This is a genomic window from Corynebacterium sp. NML130628 (assembly GCF_001875665.1).
Taxonomy (GTDB): Bacteria; Actinomycetota; Actinomycetes; order Mycobacteriales; family Mycobacteriaceae; genus Corynebacterium.
The window spans coordinates 89,474-108,448 of the sequence record NZ_MLAL01000036.1; the positions used below are offsets into that span (position 1 = coordinate 89,474).

The window sequence follows — 18,975 nt, forward strand, 5'->3', positions numbered from 1 at the left end:
AAATAGAAAGATCTTCTGGAAGAGGTATCTAGGTGGCTGACCGTCTCGTCGTACGTGGGGCAAGAGAACACAATTTGAAGGGCGTCGATGTGTCTCTGCCCAGGGACAAGATGGCCGTATTTACCGGGTTATCGGGGTCAGGTAAGTCCTCACTCGCGTTCGATACCATCTTTGCGGAGGGGCAGCGGCGATACGTAGAGTCCCTTTCGTCCTACGCCCGGATGTTCCTGGGACAGATGGACAAACCTGATGTTGACTACATCGATGGACTTTCGCCTGCCGTCTCGATTGACCAGAAGTCGACGAACCGAAACCCGCGCTCAACAGTCGGCACCATCACGGAAATTTACGACTATCTGCGCCTTCTTTACTCGCGAGCCGGCACGCCTCACTGCCCGCAGTGCGACGCCGTGATCGAACGCCAGACACCGCAACAGATCGTGGACCGCGTGCTTGGAATGGAAGAGGGGCTTAAGTTCCAAGTCCTCGCCCCGATAGTGAGGAAACGTAAAGGTGAGTTCGTCGACCTCTTCAAAGATTTGGCGTCCCAGGGCTACTCCCGCGTGGATGTTGACGGAGAGCTGTTTCAACTCAGCGTCCCGCCAAAGCTAGAAAAGCAGATTAAGCACACGATCTCGGTCGTGGTCGACCGCCTTCAAGTCAAACAGAGTCAGAAGCAGCGCCTCACCGATTCAGTCGAAACTGCACTCAAGCTTGCCGACGGCCTCGTAGGCTTTGAGTTCGTTGATTTCGATGAGGACAACCCTGATCGGATCCAAATCTTCTCCGAGAAGATGGCCTGCCCAAACGGACATAAACTTAACGTTGAAGAGTACGAGCCGCGCGCTTTTTCCTTTAACTCGCCTTTTGGCGCGTGCCCAACCTGCGACGGCCTCGGAACTCAGAAGAAGATTGACGAAGAGCTCGTCATACCAGACCCTGATGCCCCCGCGGTTGATGCGTTCCAACCATGGAACTCCAGTCCGAACAAGCGGTACTTTGTAAAGCTGATTGAGGCGCTCGCGAAAGAAGAAGATTTCGATGCGCACGCCCCGTTCAGCTCGCTGACGAAGACCCAACAGAAGCACCTGGTAAACGGCTCCAAGACTAAAATCAGCGTCAGTTATAAGAACCGCTACGGCAGGCAGCGTTCATTTACCGCAGCTTACGAGGGCGTGATCGGGTACTTGGAGCGCAAACTCGAGCAAGCGGAAAGCGATACCCAAAAGGACAGGTTGCTCGCCTATACACGAGAAGTGCCGTGCCCTTCCTGTCACGGAGCGCGACTTAAACCCGAGATCCTTTCCGTCCGCCTTGATTCCACGACTCACGGAGAACGCTCTATCGCGGGGTTGACGGAACTGAGCATTGAGGATGCGTCTGAATACCTCGACAATCTCGTGCTCGGCTACCGGGAAGAGATGATCGCTGGTGCAGTGCTGCGCGAGATTCAGGCCCGCCTGCACTTTTTGCTGGACGTTGGACTGAACTACCTTTCACTTGCGAGGTCGGCGGGCACGTTGTCTGGTGGTGAGGCGCAGCGTATACGCCTAGCCACGCAAATCGGATCTGGCCTCGCGGGGGTCCTGTATGTGCTTGACGAGCCGTCTATCGGTTTGCACCAGCGTGATAACCAACGACTCATTAAGACGCTGAAAAAGCTGCGGGACCTTGGCAACACCCTGGTGGTTGTCGAGCATGATGAAGAAACAATCCGTGAAGCGGATTGGCTCGTAGATATCGGTCCATTCGCTGGTGAATACGGCGGCGAAGTCGTATATCAGGGTGAGCCTGAGGGCATCCTCGACGTGAAAAATTCGATCACAGGCGATTATCTCGCGGGTAGGAAGAAAATTGAAGTTCCACAGCAACGCAGGCCAGTAGACCCTGCTCGTATGCTTCGAATCGAAGGCGCCAGGGAGAACAATCTCAACAATGTGTCGGTGGATGTTCCACTTGGCGTGTTGGTGGCCGTCACCGGAGTTTCTGGCTCGGGAAAGTCAACGCTGGTAAACCAGATCCTTGCCAAAACACTTCAAAATGAGCTCAACGGGGCGCGCCAAGTTCCCGGACGGGTGAAGAAAGTCAGTGGACTTGATCACTTGGACAAGTTAGTCCAGGTAGACCAGAGCCCAATCGGTCGCACCCCCCGTTCGAATCCGGCCACGTACACCGGTGTGTTCGACAAGATCCGAAATCTCTTCGCCGAAACACAAGAGGCTAAGGTGCGTGGTTACAAGGCTGGTCGATTTTCTTTTAACGTGAAGGGCGGACGCTGTGAGGCGTGCCGTGGCGATGGCACCATCAAAATTGAGATGAACTTCCTGCCCGACGTCTATGTGCCTTGTGAGGTCTGCCAGGGAGCGCGTTACAACCGTGAAACCCTGGAGGTCCGGTACAAGGGGAAGAACATTGCGGAAGTACTGGATATGCCGATTTCTGAAGCCGCCCTGTTCTTTGAACCGATTCAATCGATCCATCGATACCTCAACACACTCGTCGACGTCGGTCTGGGCTATGTACGACTAGGACAGGCTGCGACGACGTTGTCCGGTGGGGAAGCGCAACGAGTAAAACTCGCAGCTGAACTTCAGAAACGTACGAATGGCCGGACGATTTACATCCTGGACGAGCCAACAACCGGGCTTCACTTTGAGGACATCCGCAAACTCATGCTTGTGTTGAATGGCTTGGTTGACAAGGGCAACACTGTACTGGTCATCGAACACAACCTCGATGTGATCAAATCCGCTGACTGGGTCATCGATATGGGGCCTGAGGGTGGATCGGGTGGCGGGACAGTTGTCGCCCAGGGCACTCCGGAAGAGGTATCTCGTAATCGCGCATCGCACACTGGTGCGTTCCTGAAAGAAATTCTCGTGTAGGTCTTCTAGGTCGCGCATTAATGAGCGATTTGCATGAATGGCAAACATGCAATAAACTATCACCCACTACCGCCCAGAGCATTCTTTACCAAGGTGCCTGGGCCACAAGTGGAGTGAATCCCACCCCATGCCGGTCAGTAATGATCAGGATACGGGTCAAGGTGGCGTTAGCTAGGCTGTCGCTGCCTATGGAAAAGCTCCCGCGTTATTTTCGTAGCGCGGGTTTTGTGCTTTTGCGCAGAATCACTGGTGGTCTGGTAGCGATCACACATTGGTTTCTATGTTTTAGGAGTTCTCATCAGCGCTGAAGCTCGGATTAACGATCGTATCCGCGTCCCGGAAGTCCGCCTTGTCGGCCCGTCCGGCGAGCAGGTAGGGATCGTCCGTACCGACGATGCTCGGAAACTGGCTTACGAGGCCGATCTCGACCTCGTCGAAGTTGCGCCAAAGGCCAAACCGCCTGTGGCGAAGATCATGGACTACGGCAAGTACAAATATGAACAGGATCAGAAGGCCCGCGAGGCCCGAAAGAACCAGCAACAGACCGTGGTGAAGGAACAAAAGTTCCGCCCCAAGATTGATGAGCACGACTACCAGACGAAGAAAAACAATGTGGAGCGCTTCCTAGAGAAGGGCAACAAGGTCAAAGTCACCATCATGTTCCGTGGCCGTGAGCAGTCGCGTCCGGAACTCGGCTACCGACTTCTTGAGCGTCTCGCAGAAGACATTCAAGAAGTAGGTGTAGTGGAGTCCCGCCCAAAGCAGGACGGGCGAAACATGACGATGGTTTTCGGACCTGCTCGCAAGGGCAAAAAGTAGATTAAGTTTTCAACTCTGAAGGGCTTTCAACATGAAGCAGAAGACCCACAAGGGCACCGCAAAGCGCATTAAGGTCAACGGCAAGGGCAAGCTGCGTCGTGAGCAGGCTGGTAAGCGCCACCTGAACGAGAAGCTGTCTTCGAAGCGTCGTCGCAAGCTCTCGGGTACGACCGATGTGGCTAAGAACGACGTGAAGCGCATGAAGCGCCTCCTCGGCATGTCCTAAGCACTGCCCAAGTTAAAACAACCGGTGAACGAAAGAAAAGGAAGTATTGACTCATGGCACGTGTCAAGCGTTCAGTTAATGCCAAGAAGAAGCGTCGCGCGATTCTGAAGTCTGCCAAGGGCTACCGTGGCCAGCGCTCCCGCCTTTACCGTAAGGCGAAGGAACAGTGGTTGCACTCTCAGACCTACGCTTACCGCGACCGCCGTAAGCGCAAGGGCGAGTTCCGCAAGCTTTGGATCCAGCGTATCAACGCAGCAGCTCGCATGAACGACATCACCTATAACCGCCTTATCCACGGCCTGAAGCTGGCTGAGGTCGAGGTGGACCGCAAGATCCTCGCTGAGCTGGCCGTGAACGACTTTGCAGCGTTCTCCGCTATCTGCGAGATCGCTAAGAATGCGTTGCCAACTGACGTGAATGCACCAGTTGATGCAGCATAACTTTACCTAGTCGTTGAACTGGGAACGAACCCGTCGGCAAGCATGAATGCTTGGCGGCGGGTTTTTACATTCAGAAATGAGGACTTTCGTGGCACTTGACTTTTCACAGCCTTTCACCGAACGAACCCCTCGGGTCGTGCAGGCGGCGAAGCTGCTTCGTGCAAGGGGAAGGAAGAAGGCGAACCGTTTCCTGGTGGAAGGGGTGAACAGCGTCGAGGCTGCCGTCGCGACTGGTGCGGTGACCGATTTGTTTGTCACCGAACGAGCAGCGGAGACGTTCGCCGAGGTTATTATTACAGCGGAGTACATGGACGTTTACGTTCATGCGATCACTGACCTCGCTGCGGGACATCTCAGCGATACGGTAACCACTACTGGGATTTTTGCTGTTTGCAAGCCCGTATTGTGGTCTGTTGGAGCTGCGCTTCGGGGGAAGCCTTCGTTTGTTGTTGTTGGTGTTGATACAAATGACCCCGGCAACGCTGGCACGATGATCCGAATCGCTGATGTGTGCGGCGCCGACGCCGTCATTTTTGCTGGAGACTGCGTCGATCCGGAATCTGGTAAAGCAGTTCGGGCATCGGCAGGATCGTTATTCCATCTGCCGGTCGCACGCGAACGCAACATAAAAGACGTCCTCGGGCAATTGAAAGCAGCTGGGCTTCAGACTGTCGCAACGACTATCGACGGTGAGGTGTCCCTCGAGAACGCGAGCGAAATGCTTTCCGCTCCGACTGCTTGGCTCTTCGGCAACGAGGCTCACGGTTTGCCATCTGAAATCTCGGGCGGTGCAGATGCACGCGTATCGATTCCGATCCAAGGGTCTGCGGAATCGCTAAACCTTGCAACAGCATCAGCAATGTGCTTATGGGAATCGGCCAAAACAAGGATGTCGCGACTAGAGCATTAGCCATATGCGTCATGTCGGACGTGGCAGGTATGCTTAGTTTCGTTTTAACAGCTTTAGAACTTATATCAAGGTGTAATCGGAAGGACCGGGTGTGTCGAGCAATAGTGGTATTGAACTCTCAGAAGAGCAACTTAATGCGGCAGCAGAGGCAGCGATTGCGGATTTCGAGGCAGCTGCGGATCTGAAAGCATTAGAGGAGGCTCACAAGCAGCACCTAGGGGATCAGGCGTATATCCCGCAAGCGCGTCGCGCACTCGGTACGCTGCCCAAGCAGGACCGTAAGGATGCAGGTAGGGCTGTGAATATGGCCCGCGGGCGTGTTGAGAAAGCGTACGCGAAGCTTCATGCGGTCCGTGTAGCTGAGTACCGAGAAGCGCAACTGAAGGCAGAAGCGGTTGATGTTACGCTGCCTACTAAGCGTTCGCATACTGGCGCGATGCACCCGATCACGACCTTGAGTGAGCAGATCGCAGATATTTTCATCGGTATGGGGTGGGAGATCGCTGAAGGCCCCGAGGTTGAGGCAGAGTATTTCAATTTCGACGCACTCAACTTCATCCCGGACCATCCAGCGCGAACACTGCAAGATACGTTCTACGTCGGTAAGCCAGGATCACGCCAGGTCATGCGTACGCATACTTCGCCTGTACAGGTGCGCACGATGCTCGACCGCGATGTGCCTGTGTACATTGCTTGTCCTGGCAGAGTGTTCCGCACAGACGAACTTGACGCGACACACACCCCGGTGTTTCACCAGATCGAGGGACTTGCCGTCGATAAGGGACTTACGATGGCACACCTGCGAGGCACACTTGACCACCTCGCAAAGACGCTTTTCGGCCCCGAAACGAAGACCCGTATGCGCACCAACTACTTCCCGTTTACTGAACCTTCCGCCGAGGTAGACGTTTGGTTCCCGAATAAGAAGGGTGGCGCCGGCTGGATTGAATGGGGTGGCTGCGGCATGGTGAACCCGAACGTGTTACGTGCGGTTGGTGTTGATCCGGATGTTTACTCCGGCTTCGCTTTCGGGATGGGCCTTGAACGCACACTTCAGTTCCGAAACGGATTGTCAGATATGCGCGACATGGTCGAAGGCGATATTCGTTTCACCGTCCCATTCGGTGTGCAGGCGTAAAAGGAGTTTATAACATGCTGATTTCCAAGAGTTTCCTTACCAATCTTCTACAACACGCAGGCAATACTGGCTGGTCCGTCACTGATGAAGAGATGGATGCGGGCTTTGTCCGTGTTGGTTTTGAGACAGAAGGCTACGCCCCAATTGAGAAGACTGAGGGCCCGTTGGTCCTCGGTAAGGTTCTCGAGATTGAGGAGTTGACGGAGTTCAAGAAGCCTATTCGGTACTGTCAGATCGACGTAGGGCAGGCGAATGGCACTGGTGAACCTCAGGGCATTATCTGTGGCGCACGCAACTTCGCCGTTGGCGACACCGTTGTCGTCGCTCTCCCGGGATGCGTCCTTCCGGGTGACTTCGCCATTTCTGCACGTGAAACTTACGGCCACATCTCAAACGGGATGATGGCCTCGGCCGCAGAGCTTGGACTAACTGCGAAAAGCGCTGGCATCATCACACTTAGCGACGACGCTGGCGTTCCAGGCACTGACGCACGGGAGGTCTTGGATCTCAACGACACCATCTTTGAAGTCAACGTTACACCTGACCGCGGTTACGCATTGTCTGCGCGAGGTTTGATGCGAGAGCTCGCTTCGGCTTTTGACATCTCTTTCGCTGATCCTGCTCAGGAGCCCGGATTAGCTGGAATTGAAATTTCGACAGTGCCTGCACCAGCAGGTTCTCTTATCGATGTCGCCGTGGAACCAGACACCAAGACGAAACGTTTTGGGCTGCGCAAGGTGGAAGGCATCGACCCAAAGGCATCGTCGCCTTTCTGGATGCAGCGCGAGCTCATGCTCAGCGGCATTCGCCCAGTGAATGGCGCCACTGACGTCACGAATTTCGTCATGCTCCTTCTTGGGCAGCCAATGCATGCTTTTGACGCCAGCAAAATCTCTGGTGCGCTTCGAATTCACAATGCGGAGGAGGGCACGAGTTTCGAGACGCTGGACCATGCGACACGAACGCTGCGTGCGTCCGATGTGGTCATTTCCGACGACTCCGGCATCCAGTCTCTAGCAGGCGTGATGGGGGGTACTGTCTCGGAGATCTCAGACACAACGACGGATGTCTACTTTGAAGCAGCCACGTGGGATGAGTTGACTGTTGCTCGTACTGCACGCCACCACAAATTGAGTTCTGAAGCTTCCCGTCGTTTTGAGCGAGGTGTCGATCCCGCACTGGTAGAGGTCTCACTGGATATTGCCTGCGCGCTGCTCTCCAGCTTTGCAGGCGGAAAGGTTTCCGACGGACGTACATTGGTGGGTGACGTGAAGCCACGCGCCGTGATCACCATGCCGAAGACGTTCCCATCCGCGCTGGTTGGCGTCGAATACACCGATGAGACTGTTACGAAGCGCTTGCATGAAGTTGGATGTGATGTCGAGCCGAGTGGTGACAATTTCATCGTGACACCGTCTTCGTGGCGCAATGACCTCACTGTCCCAGTTGAGCTTGTGGAAGAGATTGTGCGCCTCGAGGGGCTTGACGCGATTCCATCTATCCTTCCGACGCCGAAGGGCGGGCGTGGCCTCACTGCATCGCAAAAGCGCCGCAGGGCCGTGACCCATGCACTCGCTTACTCAGGGTATGCAGAGATCATTCCGACTCCTTTTATGGCCTCAAATATTTTCGATGCCTGGGGCTTGAGCAAGGATGACGCTCGCCGTAACACAGTGTCGGTTCAAAATCCGCTGGATAGTGACTATGCGGAATTAGCTACGACGCTTCTTCCAGCGATGCTTGAAGCAGTCACGAAAAATGTCGCTCGCGGACAGCACGACGTGTCAATCTACTCAGTTGCGCAGGTGGCTATAGGCGGGGAAGTCGAAACACCAATGCCAAGCGTTGAGCATCGGCCAGATGAAAAAACCTTGGCCGATGTTGTCAATTCGCTTCCGAAGCAGCCACTTCACGTAGCCACCGTTGGTGTTGGAAGCGCGGAAGTCGAAGGTCCTTGGGGCGAAGCGCGGGCATACACGTGGGCGGATGCAATTGAATCTGCTCAGATTGTGGCTAGGACGGCCGGGGTGGAACTCGAAGCCCGCGCAGCAGAGTATCTTCCGTGGCACCCGGGACGTTGTGCGGAGTTGCTGGTGGAAGGCCAAGTTGTGGGTCACGCAGGCGAACTGCACCCGCAGCTCCTCGAAGAGAACGGTTTGCCGGCGCGAACATGCGCAATGGAGATGGACCTTTCGGCATTGCCTCAAACTCCTCAGCTGCCTGCCCCAAAGTTATCGGCGTATCCGGCAGTGCACCAGGACCTCGCGCTGGTCGTCGATGAGTCCACACCGGCAGAAAGTGTCCGACAGGTTGTGGCAGAGCACGCTGGTCCGTTGCTGGAAACGGTCACGCTGTTTGATGTCTATCGTTCCGAGTCTCTCGGCGAAAGCAAGAAGTCACTCGCATTCGGTCTCTTGTTCCGAGCTATCGACCGTACGCTTACTGAAGACGAAGCATCCGAAGGACGGCTCGCTGCGGCAGAGGCCGCGAAGCAGGAGTTCAATGCAACGATGAGGGCATAGGCAGTTAGCTAAGAACAGGCAAGACAACGCTACATGCGTTGTCTTGCCTGTTTGCGTTTAAGAAGTAGAACCAAATGATATCGGGACTAATGTGGGCTTAATCTGGCAGGATAGAGCGTCGTAGACACTCGCACCCACAGTCTGAAGGAGCCTTGCAATCATGTCGTATCAGACCGTTCTCACCCCAAAAGGATTTGTGGCTGCAAGCGCCGATCTGAAGCCAAGCGAACATGGTGGGGCCATGGTGTTGCTAGTAAATCAGGGCCCAGCTTGGAACGCAGCAGCAGTATTGCCAAATAATCCACTGTGTGCTCCCTCCGTGCGGGCGACCCGAGAGGTCATGCGTTCACATGCGGTTAACGCCGTCGTGTTGTACTCGGGAAACGCCAATGCGTTCAACGGTGCCAATGGGACTGCCGACACGCGAGAGATTCAGGATCGGGTGGCTCAAGCAGCTGGAGTCCCAAGTGAGCGGGTCGCTGTGTGCGCAAAAGGGCAGTTTGCGCAGCCCTTGCCAATGGATCAGGTTCGGACAGGAATATCGAATCTTGTATCGAACTTGGGGAGTAGCACTACACATGCCGCAGCGATATCGTCCGTAGTTTCTTCATCTGCTGAACTAGTAAATCAAGCCGGGGTGAACTGCGGAGATTGGAGCGTGGGAGGCATTGTGCAAGGGACTGGCACTTTGTCAGAGGCTCTGGATGCGGTGATTGTCTGCCTCACTACAGACGCGTTGGTGCCCGCTTTTTCACTTGATAAGGCGTTGCGCAGAGCGTTGGAAAGCACGTTTAGCACGCTAGATCGGTCGAAATCTCCGTTGACGAACGACACGGTGCTGTTACTCGCGTCAGGCGCAAGCGGGGTTACCCCGAATCAAACGCAGCTCGATGAAGCAGTACTCGAGGTATGTCAAACGTTGTTGGGCCAGCTGCTGACTGATCCAAAAGGAGTAGCAAAGAGCCTCACGCTTACCGTCGTCGGCGCTGCAAATCACGATGAAGCTAGCCAAGCAGCCATGGCGATTGCTGGTGACGAGCGCTTCCGTCGGTCGCTCCTTGGTACTTCAATTGCGTGGCCACGTGCGCTTGCGATCGCAGGGAAGGCGGGGGTATGTGTCGGCTCGGAAGAATCTTTGGCGATTTACGTAAACGGGACACAGCTTTGCGGGGAAGGCAAAGAAGACTCACTGCGCCAAGATATTGAAGTTGGGTCTCATTTGTCGGTGACTGTTGACCTCGGGACGCGAGGTAGCGGTACAGCTACTGTCCGTACACTGCTGGAGCCCGTGTAGCGGGGAAGTGGACGTCGAAAAGCAAACTTCTTACGAGGATAGAAAATACAATGGGAGGAAGTCCGCATATTTTGCAGTGAGCAAAACGCAGAAATAGGAAGTAGACAGTATGGTGAACTCAGTTAGGCACTTTTTTGCAGACGATAACCTGACACCGGAAGAGCAGGCCGAAGTCCTCTCGCTCGCAGCCAAGATGAAGAATGACGCGTATGGGTACCGGCCCCTTGAAGGCCCAAAATCGGTGGCGGTGCTTTTCGATAAGACTTCGACTCGAACCCGGTTCTCATTCGATACCGGTATTGCACAGCTAGGTGGGCACGCAATCGTTGTGGAGACGCAGAACGCGCAGATGGGCAAGGGGGAGTCGTATCAAGACACAGCAGCGGTGCTGTCCCGATACGTCGAAGCAATCGTATGGAGGACCTACGGCCACGATAACCTGCACCAAATGGCTGAAACATCGCGAGTACCGATTGTGAATGCACTTTCAGATGATTTGCATCCATGCCAGATCCTTGCAGATCTGCAGACGATTATCGAGAATTTTTGTCCAGAACAAGGACCAGCGGGCCTTCGGGGGTTGAAGGCAGTCTATCTGGGAGATGGCGCTAACAATATGGCGAATTCTTATATGATCGGCTTTGCAACAGCGGGGGTAGACGTCACGATTATTGCGCCCCCCGAGTTCCAACCGGAGCAGCGATTCATTGATCGAGCGCGCGACCGTGCTACCCAAACAGGTGCGACGGTTACGGTTACCAGCGATATTGCAGCCGTCGCCGGGGCCGACGTCGTCATCACTGATACATGGGTGTCGATGGGGATGGAGGAGGACGGAAAGGACCGTCGCACTCCGTTCTTGCCATACCAAGTAAATAGTGCAATTATGCAAATGGCCGGTAATAATGCGATATTCCTGCACTGCCTACCGGCGTACCGTGACAACGAAGTGACCGCGGAGGTTATCGATGGGCCGCAGTCGCGGGTCTTCGATGAAGCTGAAAATCGTCTACACGCCCAAAAAGCGTTGTTGACCTGGCTGTTGGAGCACCAATAATGACCCAAACTGTCTCAAGGACCGCGCGACAAGCTCGGATTCTCGAGATACTTGTGAGCACACGAGTGTCTTCGCAAATTCAGCTGTCCAAACTTTTGCAAGACGAAGGTATCGAGATTACGCAAGCGACACTGTCGCGCGATCTTGACGAGCTTGGTGCGAAAAAAGTGCGCCCCAACGACGGAGGCCGTGCATATTACACAGTGCACTCCGAAGCTGAAGCACTGGACACGCTGCACACAGGCCCTCGCGAGAAGCTACGGCGAATGATTGAGGAGCTCGTCGTTTCTGTCGATCACTCTGCGAACATGGCTGTATTACGGACACCGCCCGGTGCTGCACAGTACCTGGCTAGTTACATTGATCGCGTTGGATTGGAGCAGGTCGTAGGCTGCATTGCTGGTGACGACACAATCTTTGTCCTCGCAAGAGATCCGCTTACAGGCAGTGATTTAGCCGAGCAACTATTTGGGCGCTCAACATAGGTGCAAGTAGTGCCCAACTAAAACCAAAACCTGCACAGGGTATAGTATGTATCTCAGTGCAGAATATTATCTAGAAGCGCAAGGAGCTTTATCCCATGACTAACCGTGTTGTACTCGCATATTCAGGCGGACTCGATACTTCTGTTGCAATTTCATACCTCGGAGAAATGCTCGACGGCGAAGTAATCGCTGTCGCCCTTGACCTTGGACAGGGCGGAGAAGATATGCAGTCGGTACGCCAGCGCGCATTGGACTGCGGTGCGGTGGAATCCATCGTTATCGACGCGAAAGAAGAATTCGCGGAGGAATACTGCCTTCCGACGATCAAGGCAAACGGCATGTACATGGGCGAGTACCCGTTGGTGTCAGCGATTTCACGCCCGCTGATTGTCAAGCATCTCGTGAAGGCTGCACAGGAGCACGGTGGCACTCACGTTTCGCATGGTTGCACAGGCAAAGGCAATGACCAGGTTCGTTTTGAGGTCGGGTTCCTGAACCAAGATCCTGATTTGGAGATTGTTGCTCCCGCTCGTGACTTTGCGTGGACTCGCGATAAAGCGATTGCATATGCAGAGGGTAAGGACCTACCGATTGAGCAGTCTGCAGCGTCGCCGTTTTCGATTGACCAGAATGTCTGGGGTCGTGCGGTCGAGACTGGATTCTTGGAAGACCTCTGGAACGCCCCGACGAAGGATCTGTACGCATACACGGAAAGCCCCTCAATGGGCAATGCTCCAGATGAAGTGATCATCTCGTTCGAGGGTGGCAAGCCAGTCGCTATCGACGGTCGTCCAGTCACGATGCTGGAAGCGATCGAAGAAATGAACCGTCGCGCAGGCGCTCAGGGTATCGGCCGACTCGATATGGTCGAAGACCGTTTGGTCGGTATCAAGTCTCGCGAGATCTACGAGGCGCCTGGCGCAATTGCATTGATCACAGCGCATAAGGCTCTCGAGGATGTCACCATCGAACGCGAACTCGCCCGTTACAAGCGCGTGATTGATGCGCGTTGGTCGGAGGAAGTGTATGACGGCCTCTGGTTCGCTCCGTTGAAGCGCTCGTTGGATGCGTTCATTGAGTCGACTCAGGAGCACGTCACCGGGGATATTCGCATGGAAATGCACGCCGGCAAGGCGGTTGTTAATGGGCGTCGCTCGAACCACTCTTTGTACGATTTCAACCTTGCGACGTACGACACTGGTGACACCTTCGACCAAACCTATGCAAAGGGCTTTGTTCGTCTGCACGGCTTGTCATCGCAGATTGCTAACAAGCGCGACCGCGAAGCGAAATAATAAGGAGCATCGGTTGTAATGCAGCAGCATAAGACAAATGAAGGCGCGTTGTGGGGCGGCCGATTTGCTGGCGGCCCCTCGGAGGCAATGTTCGCGCTGAGCGTATCGACGCACTTCGACTGGGTGCTCGCGCCATATGATGTGCTGGCATCGAAGGCTCACGCAAAAGTGTTGCACAAGGCGGGCCTGCTTTCAGACGAAGACCTGAGCACAATGCTCGAGGGGCTAGAGCAGCTTGGACGGGACGTTGCAAGTGGCGCATTTGTCCCGGAGCCGACCGACGAAGACGTTCACGGAGCAATGGAGCGTGGCCTGATTGACAGGGTGGGCCCAGAGGTCGGTGGCCGGCTGCGTGCAGGACGCTCGCGGAATGATCAAGTGGCAACCATGTTCCGCATGTGGGTGCGCGATGCATTGCGCGGCGTTGCGCTTCACATCACGGACCTTGTTGATGCACTCGTGGATCAAGCAGCTGCTCACCCTGACATCATCATGCCTGGCAAGACCCATTTCCAGGCGGCCCAGCCAATCCTTTTAGCGCATTCGCTGTTGGCCCATGCGCACCCCCTGCTTCGTGATCTTGAGCGAATTCAGGACGCAGACAAACGATTGGCTGTCTCACCGTATGGGTCCGGCGCGCTGGCCGGTTCCTCGCTTCACCTTGACCCAGAGGCGATTGCCGATGAGCTCGGCTTCTTTGAAGCCGCGGATAACTCCCTCGACGGCACCTCATCGAGAGATTTTGCGTCCGAGGCAGCGTATATTTTGGCGCAGGTCGCAGTAGATATTTCGCGATTTGCAGAAGAGATCATCGCGTGGTCAACGCCTGAGTTCGGTTACGTCACCTTGGACGATGCGTGGTCGACAGGTTCTTCCATCATGCCCCAGAAGAAGAATCCGGATGTGGCCGAGCTTGCTCGCGGTAAGTCGGGTCGTTTGATTGGTAACCTCACCGGTTTGCTGTCGACACTCAAGGCGCAGCCTCTTGCGTACAACCGTGACCTGCAGGAAGACAAAGAGCCAGTGATCGATTCCGTGAGCCAGCTCAACATTCTCTTGCCAGCGTTCACGGGACTGGTTTCCACGTTGAAGTTTCACGGGGAGCGAATGCGAGAAATTGCGCCTGCTGGATTTACGTTGGCAACTGACTTGGCAGAGTGGATGGTGCGCCAAGGCGTGCCATTCCGCGAGGCCCATGAGGCGTCTGGGGCGTGCGTCCGTATCGCTGAATCCCGCGGAGTCAACCTTATTGACTTGACAGACGAGGAGTTGGCGAGCGTGGACCCACGGCTTAACGCCGATGTTCGCTCGGTGCTCACTATCGAAGGGGCCGTGAGCTCTCGCGACACTCGTGGCGGAACCGCGCGACCACGGGTAGAAGAACAACGTGAGCGCGTGGCGGCGACGAACCGTAAGTATCGTGCTTGGGCGGAGACGCCTGTGCGCGGGTAACGCCGTTGACGCAGTCGGAACGCCCACCTGGTGGTGGGCGTTTTACTTTTGCGGTGGTGGCGTCGATAAGCAGACTGCAACTGTGGGGTAAGCTCGAATCCATGAGTCTTGACCCCAAACTTCTTGATGTACTGGTGTGTCCGCAAGACAAAGGGCCACTTGAGTATAAGGAAGACGAACAGTTGCTGGTGAATGAGCGCCTTGGCGTCGCCTATCGAATTGACGAGGGCATTCCTGTCCTCCTGATCGACGAAGCGATTCCCTATACAAATAATTAAGAATCACAACGCTGGGATAAACGACTCTCCGAAAGGTTTTTCATGACGAACGCGAACATTGTTGATGAGCTTGAGTGGCGCGGTCTGATTAATCAGCACACAGACCTGGATGCGCTACGTGAGGAAACGCAGACTCCTATTACTCTGTACTGTGGTTTTGATCCGACGGGGCCCTCGCTGCACGCTGGACACCTCGTGCCGCTGCTCATGTTGCGGAGGTTCCAGCTCGCAGGGCACCGCCCGATTGTGCTTGCGGGCGGAGCCACGGGCAAGATTGGCGATCCGCGTGACGTTGGCGAGCGAACCATGAACTCGGATGACACTGTTGCCGACTGGGCGGAGCGTATCGGTAACCAGTTGTCGAAGTTCGTTGACTTCGAGGGGGACAACGGTGCGCTCCTGCTGAACAACAATGACTGGATCAAAGATTGGAAAGTCATCGAGTTTCTTCGCGACGTGGGCAAGCACTTTTCCCTCTCCACGATGCTGAGTCGTGACACCGTGAAGCGTCGTCTCGAAAATGATGGCATTTCCTTCACCGAATTTTCGTACATGCTGTTACAGGCACACGACTTTGTCCAACTACGTCGAACCCATAACTGCGTTCTTCAGGTTGGCGGTGGCGATCAATGGGGCAACTTGGTAGCGGGCGTCGATCTCAACCGTCGCATGGACTCCGAACGCGTACATGCAATGACAGTCCCGCTGGTGACGGACTCCGAAGGCAAGAAATTCGGCAAATCGACGGGCGGTGGCTCACTGTGGCTCGATCCTGAAATGACAAGCCCATACACCTGGTACCAATACTTCGTCAATGCTGCGGATGCTGACGTGTTGCGTTACCTCCGTTGGTTCACTTTCCTGGATAAGGAGGAACTCGACGCGCTGGCGGTTGAGGTTGAAGAGCGGCCGTTTAAACGCGAGGCGCAGAAGCGCTTAGCGCAGGAGATGACAGACCTCGTGCATGGTCGTGCGGCTCGCGAAGCCGTTGAGCTGGCCTCCCAGGCGCTTTTCGGCAAGGCTGATTTGGCCGAGCTTGATGAGCGCACACTTGCAAGTGCAGTGGAAGAGACCAATGTATTTGAGGTTCCTACTGGCGGCGAGATCAGCATTGTGGACATGCTGGTAGGCACCGGATTGGCGGACTCGAAGGGTGCCGCTCGTAGATCCCTCAAAGAAGGCGGTATTTACGCCAATAATGAGCGTGTGACAGACGAGACCTGGGTGCCGACTGAGAGCGATTTCTTGCATGGCACGTGGCTTGTGCTCCGCCGCGGAAAGAAGACCTTCGCGGGGGTAAAACGCGTCTAATATGCGCTGTCAAGAAATGAAAACGCGGTTGCAGGCGGAGCGCCTATGCGGCCGCGTTTAGCTTTTCCATGATCGTTATTGCAATATTCGTCGGGGAGTCGTCGATACCCACAACGAATCCTTTCTCGTCTGCTTGGAGCGGTTCTAGGGTGTTGAGTTGTGGATCCAGCATCGTTGCTGGCATGAAATGGTTCGTCCGGGCGCGAAGACGCTGAAGCAGCTGCTCGCGTGTTCCATTTAAGTGTACGAAAACGAGAGGGGCGTTGGAGCGCTGTAGCTCGTGGCGGTAGGCGCGTTTCAATGCGGAACAAGTAATGACTGTGCGTTTTCCTGCTTGATCTTGGCGTTGAAGCCAGTTCGTGAGTATCTCCAACCAAGGCCACCGATCCTCGTCGGTGAGAGGCTGACCGTTAGCCATCTTTTCGATGTTCTCAGCTGGATGAAAGTCGTCTGCTTCTCCAAGTTCGAACCCGAAGTCCTTTGCAAGCACTTTGGCAATAGTCGTCTTGCCACATCCGCTCACGCCCATCAAAACGAGGTGTGCCGGGGGTAGTTGTTCAGCGTTAGACATGCCTTCTCTCCTTCTAGATTCGCTTTCGGGGGTAGTCCGCGCGCGTCCCGTAACGACTTTATGCCAGTGCGCTGCAGGTCGTCGAAGTATGTGTATTCTAACGTTATAACCAGTTTTTCGTGTTGCGTCCTCGTCATTTTGCGGGAGCAACGCGGTCTCGAAGCCTCGCTGAAGAAAAGGCAGGAAAGCTCATGGAAACTTGGGAACAGACGCTGTCAGCCGCCCCCTTAATGGGGATTGCTGCAGCCGGTATCGCCCTCATCCTCCTCTTAATCATTCAATTCAAAGTCCATGCGTTCGTCACACTAATTCTTGTTTCTGTTCTCACCGCTATCGCGGCAGGAATTCCGACAGGAGAGCTTTACGATGTCGTCATGGGCGGATTCCGCTCAACACTCGGAGATGTCGGCATTCTCGTCGGACTAGGTGCAATGCTCGGCAAGCTGATTGAGTACTCGGGTGGAGCACGGGTCCTCGCAAACTCGATGATTGATAAATTCGGTGAACGGCGCGCACCATTGGCGCTTGGAGTTGCTTCGTTGCTTCTCGGTTTTCCGATGTTTTTCGACGCTGGTCTCGTCGTCTTGCTGCCTATCATCTTCGCTGTCGCCGCTCGTATAGGCGGTCCAATTTTGCTGTACGCCATTCCGACCGTCGCAGCGTTTTCTGTGATGCACGTATTCGTGCCGCCGCACCCGGGCCCGGTTGCAGCCTCAACCTTCTTTAACACGAATCTTGGACTGTTAATTATCTTCGGCCTGATGGTCGCGATTCCAACGTTCTACGTTTCTGGTCTTCTGTGGGGCAAATATTGCGCGAAGAAATTTCCTTTCACTTCGGTGGCAAACGCCGTATTTAACTCGGATGATAGCGACGTGAAAGCGCTGCCAAAGACGAGCACCGTCATCATGATTTTGCTGCTGCCGATGCTGTTGATTTTCCTGAACACCGGTGTCGACTTTGCTGCAAAATACGGCGCTATCACCGGTGAGGAATCTTGGGCACAAGCATTCACATTCGTCGGCAAATCGGGCATTGCGCTTTTGGTGTCGGTGCTCGTCGCTCTGCCTGTTCTGGGAACATCACGTGGCGTGTCCGGCACAGCGTTGGAGAAGCTTGTTGATTCTGCATTGGGCCCAATTGCCTCCGTCGTGTTTATCACTGGTGCCGGAGGAATGTATGGCGGTGTACTTCGCGCCTCAGGTATCGGAGATGCAATTGCAGAACTTATGCAGGGACTCGGGGTACCAGTGATCCTTGCGGTTTACTTAGTGGCAGTGATCATGCGTGTTGCACAGGGCTCCGCAACAGTGGCGTTGACAACAGCCGCTGGATTGATGGCTCCCGCGGTATTGGCTGGCGGCTATTCCGATATTCAGATTGTCGCAATTACCTTGGCGTGCGCAGCGGGTTCAGTGTGCTGCTCGTTGGTTAACGACTCCGGATTCTGGTTGGTTGGCCGACTCTTCGGCATGGATGTGAAGACAACGCTGAAGACGTGGACTTTACAGCAGACGATCGAGTCGGTTGCGGCGTTCCTGGTCGCGCTCCTCATCTTCGTGATCTTCTAACGAGCGGAGAGGTGTAGTAGAGAGCTACATGGTTCCGGATACACCTCTCTAAACACCCTATTAACCTGCAAATTTGTGTTGTTGTTGGTGTGTGTGTAACTTTATGTGAGTCAGCGAGACCGACAACGCCCCGCCGGACAGACTCTGTAGAGAGTATGTTGGTGAGATGGCGGTTAGGAAAACTACCGCTGGCCGACATAATGAAATAAGTTCTGTGATGCGGCGCTAGTTTGCGTTGTTGAGAATGTTTTGTTAGTGTCAATCTTCGTCGCTTTGAATGCGCCACTGTGTTTGGTGGTGTGTTCGGGTGTGCGGTTGTTGTTTGAGAACTCGATAGTGTGCCAATGTACTTTTTATTTTTTTGATTGCATTGACGTTGGTTGCGTGCTGTGTGCCACGATAGTGGTGTGTGCCGGTGGTGATGCTTGAACCTATGATTGGGTGTCACTAGTTTTGGTGCAGATTGCATGGTCATGTTGACTGTTTTGTTGATGTGGTTGCCACTGGTCCTGTTTTTGCCCCGTCGGGTTGGGACCGGTTTGTTTGTATCTTTATTTTTGTAATTTTAGGATTTTGCCAGACCATTGACTGTTGTGTTGGTGGTTGGTTTGTTTTTGGTTAGGTTTTCGGGCTTTTCACGGCCTTGTTTCTTTCTGAAATATTTTTGTGGAGAGTTTGATCCTGGCTCAGGATGAACGCTGGCGGCGTGCTTAACACATGC

The 18,975-nt window shown here is 54.6% G+C and carries 16 protein-coding genes; 15 read left to right on the forward strand and 1 reads right to left on the reverse strand.

Annotation, left to right across the window (positions count from 1 at the left end):
* The first annotated feature begins 32 nt into the window (after positions 1-32).
* From uvrA to tyrS, 14 genes are all read left to right on the forward strand, one after another.
* The gene (uvrA, locus tag BJP07_RS09275) at positions 33-2,885 is read left to right on the forward strand and encodes an excinuclease ABC subunit UvrA (protein ID WP_071567187.1); all 2,853 of its coding nucleotides are present in this window, start codon (positions 33-35) and stop codon (positions 2,883-2,885) included.
* A gap of 270 nt (positions 2,886-3,155) precedes the next feature.
* Positions 3,156-3,704, forward strand: a complete 549-nt coding sequence (gene infC, locus BJP07_RS09280; protein WP_083428436.1) for a translation initiation factor IF-3 — start codon at positions 3,156-3,158, stop codon at positions 3,702-3,704.
* 31 nt (positions 3,705-3,735) lie between these two features.
* Positions 3,736-3,930 carry a 50S ribosomal protein L35 gene (rpmI, locus tag BJP07_RS09285; protein ID WP_070362525.1) on the forward strand — a complete coding sequence of 65 codons (195 nt, stop codon included), beginning with the start codon at positions 3,736-3,738 and terminating at the stop codon, positions 3,928-3,930.
* 53 nt (positions 3,931-3,983) lie between these two features.
* A complete protein-coding gene (rplT, locus tag BJP07_RS09290; RefSeq protein WP_071567189.1) occupies positions 3,984-4,370 on the forward strand; it encodes a 50S ribosomal protein L20 in 387 nt (128 codons plus the stop codon).
* 88 nt (positions 4,371-4,458) lie between these two features.
* On the forward strand, positions 4,459-5,280 hold the full coding sequence (locus tag BJP07_RS09295) for an RNA methyltransferase (protein WP_071567213.1): 822 nt from the start codon (positions 4,459-4,461) through the stop codon (positions 5,278-5,280).
* A 91-nt stretch (positions 5,281-5,371) separates the two neighbouring features.
* Positions 5,372-6,418 carry a phenylalanine--tRNA ligase subunit alpha gene (gene pheS, locus BJP07_RS09300; protein WP_071567190.1) on the forward strand — a complete coding sequence of 349 codons (1,047 nt, stop codon included), beginning with the start codon at positions 5,372-5,374 and terminating at the stop codon, positions 6,416-6,418.
* Positions 6,419-6,432: 14 nt separating this feature from the next.
* Positions 6,433-8,940, forward strand: a complete 2,508-nt coding sequence (gene pheT, locus BJP07_RS09305) for a phenylalanine--tRNA ligase subunit beta (protein ID WP_071567191.1) — start codon at positions 6,433-6,435, stop codon at positions 8,938-8,940.
* Positions 8,941-9,100: 160 nt separating this feature from the next.
* On the forward strand, positions 9,101-10,234 hold the full coding sequence (locus tag BJP07_RS09310) for a bifunctional ornithine acetyltransferase/N-acetylglutamate synthase (RefSeq protein WP_071567192.1): 1,134 nt from the start codon (positions 9,101-9,103) through the stop codon (positions 10,232-10,234).
* 109 nt (positions 10,235-10,343) lie between these two features.
* Positions 10,344-11,291 carry an ornithine carbamoyltransferase gene (gene argF, locus BJP07_RS09315; RefSeq protein ID WP_071567193.1) on the forward strand — a complete coding sequence of 316 codons (948 nt, stop codon included), beginning with the start codon at positions 10,344-10,346 and terminating at the stop codon, positions 11,289-11,291.
* Entirely contained in the window at positions 11,291-11,776 is a 486-nt protein-coding gene (locus BJP07_RS09320; protein ID WP_071567194.1) for an arginine repressor, read from the forward strand. Before argF ends, BJP07_RS09320 begins: the two co-directional genes overlap by 1 nt.
* A gap of 95 nt (positions 11,777-11,871) precedes the next feature.
* On the forward strand, positions 11,872-13,071 hold the full coding sequence (locus tag BJP07_RS09325) for an argininosuccinate synthase (RefSeq protein ID WP_071567195.1): 1,200 nt from the start codon (positions 11,872-11,874) through the stop codon (positions 13,069-13,071).
* An 18-nt stretch (positions 13,072-13,089) separates the two neighbouring features.
* Positions 13,090-14,523 (forward strand): argininosuccinate lyase, encoded by a 1,434-nt coding sequence (argH, locus tag BJP07_RS09330; RefSeq protein ID WP_071567196.1) that lies wholly within the window; start codon positions 13,090-13,092, stop codon positions 14,521-14,523.
* Positions 14,524-14,624: 101 nt separating this feature from the next.
* Entirely contained in the window at positions 14,625-14,801 is a 177-nt protein-coding gene (locus tag BJP07_RS09335) for a Trm112 family protein (protein WP_071567214.1), read from the forward strand.
* Between the two features lie 42 nt (positions 14,802-14,843).
* Positions 14,844-16,112, forward strand: coding sequence for a tyrosine--tRNA ligase (gene tyrS / locus BJP07_RS09340; protein WP_071567197.1), 1,269 nt, complete (start codon positions 14,844-14,846; stop codon positions 16,110-16,112).
* A gap of 43 nt (positions 16,113-16,155) precedes the next feature.
* On the opposite strand, the gene BJP07_RS09345 is transcribed toward tyrS, so the two are convergent.
* Entirely contained in the window at positions 16,156-16,683 is a 528-nt protein-coding gene (locus BJP07_RS09345; RefSeq protein ID WP_071567198.1) for a gluconokinase, read from the reverse strand.
* 191 nt (positions 16,684-16,874) lie between these two features.
* Between BJP07_RS09345 and BJP07_RS09350 the strand changes: the two genes are divergently transcribed.
* On the forward strand, positions 16,875-18,254 hold the full coding sequence (locus tag BJP07_RS09350; RefSeq protein ID WP_071567199.1) for a GntP family permease: 1,380 nt from the start codon (positions 16,875-16,877) through the stop codon (positions 18,252-18,254).
* Positions 18,255-18,975 lie beyond the last annotated feature (721 nt).

What these genes read in the sequence shown, in the direction of transcription:
- pheT (WP_071567191.1), top strand. Translation starts at nt 6,433, where the DNA reads ATGCTGATTTCCAAGAGTTTCCTTACCAATCTTCTACAACACGCAGGC.
- BJP07_RS09320 (WP_071567194.1), top strand. Translation starts at nt 11,291, where the DNA reads ATGACCCAAACTGTCTCAAGGACCGCGCGACAAGCTCGGATTCTCGAG.
- rplT (WP_071567189.1), top strand. Translation starts at nt 3,984, where the DNA reads ATGGCACGTGTCAAGCGTTCAGTTAATGCCAAGAAGAAGCGTCGCGCG.
- BJP07_RS09335 (WP_071567214.1), top strand. Translation starts at nt 14,625, where the DNA reads ATGAGTCTTGACCCCAAACTTCTTGATGTACTGGTGTGTCCGCAAGAC.
- BJP07_RS09325 (WP_071567195.1), top strand. Translation starts at nt 11,872, where the DNA reads ATGACTAACCGTGTTGTACTCGCATATTCAGGCGGACTCGATACTTCT.
- BJP07_RS09345 (WP_071567198.1), bottom strand. Translation starts at nt 16,683, where the DNA reads ATGTCTAACGCTGAACAACTACCCCCGGCACACCTCGTTTTGATGGGC.
- BJP07_RS09310 (WP_071567192.1), top strand. Translation starts at nt 9,101, where the DNA reads ATGTCGTATCAGACCGTTCTCACCCCAAAAGGATTTGTGGCTGCAAGC.
- BJP07_RS09350 (WP_071567199.1), top strand. Translation starts at nt 16,875, where the DNA reads ATGGAAACTTGGGAACAGACGCTGTCAGCCGCCCCCTTAATGGGGATT.
- argF (WP_071567193.1), top strand. Translation starts at nt 10,344, where the DNA reads ATGGTGAACTCAGTTAGGCACTTTTTTGCAGACGATAACCTGACACCG.
- argH (WP_071567196.1), top strand. Translation starts at nt 13,090, where the DNA reads ATGCAGCAGCATAAGACAAATGAAGGCGCGTTGTGGGGCGGCCGATTT.
- rpmI (WP_070362525.1), top strand. Translation starts at nt 3,736, where the DNA reads ATGAAGCAGAAGACCCACAAGGGCACCGCAAAGCGCATTAAGGTCAAC.
- tyrS (WP_071567197.1), top strand. Translation starts at nt 14,844, where the DNA reads ATGACGAACGCGAACATTGTTGATGAGCTTGAGTGGCGCGGTCTGATT.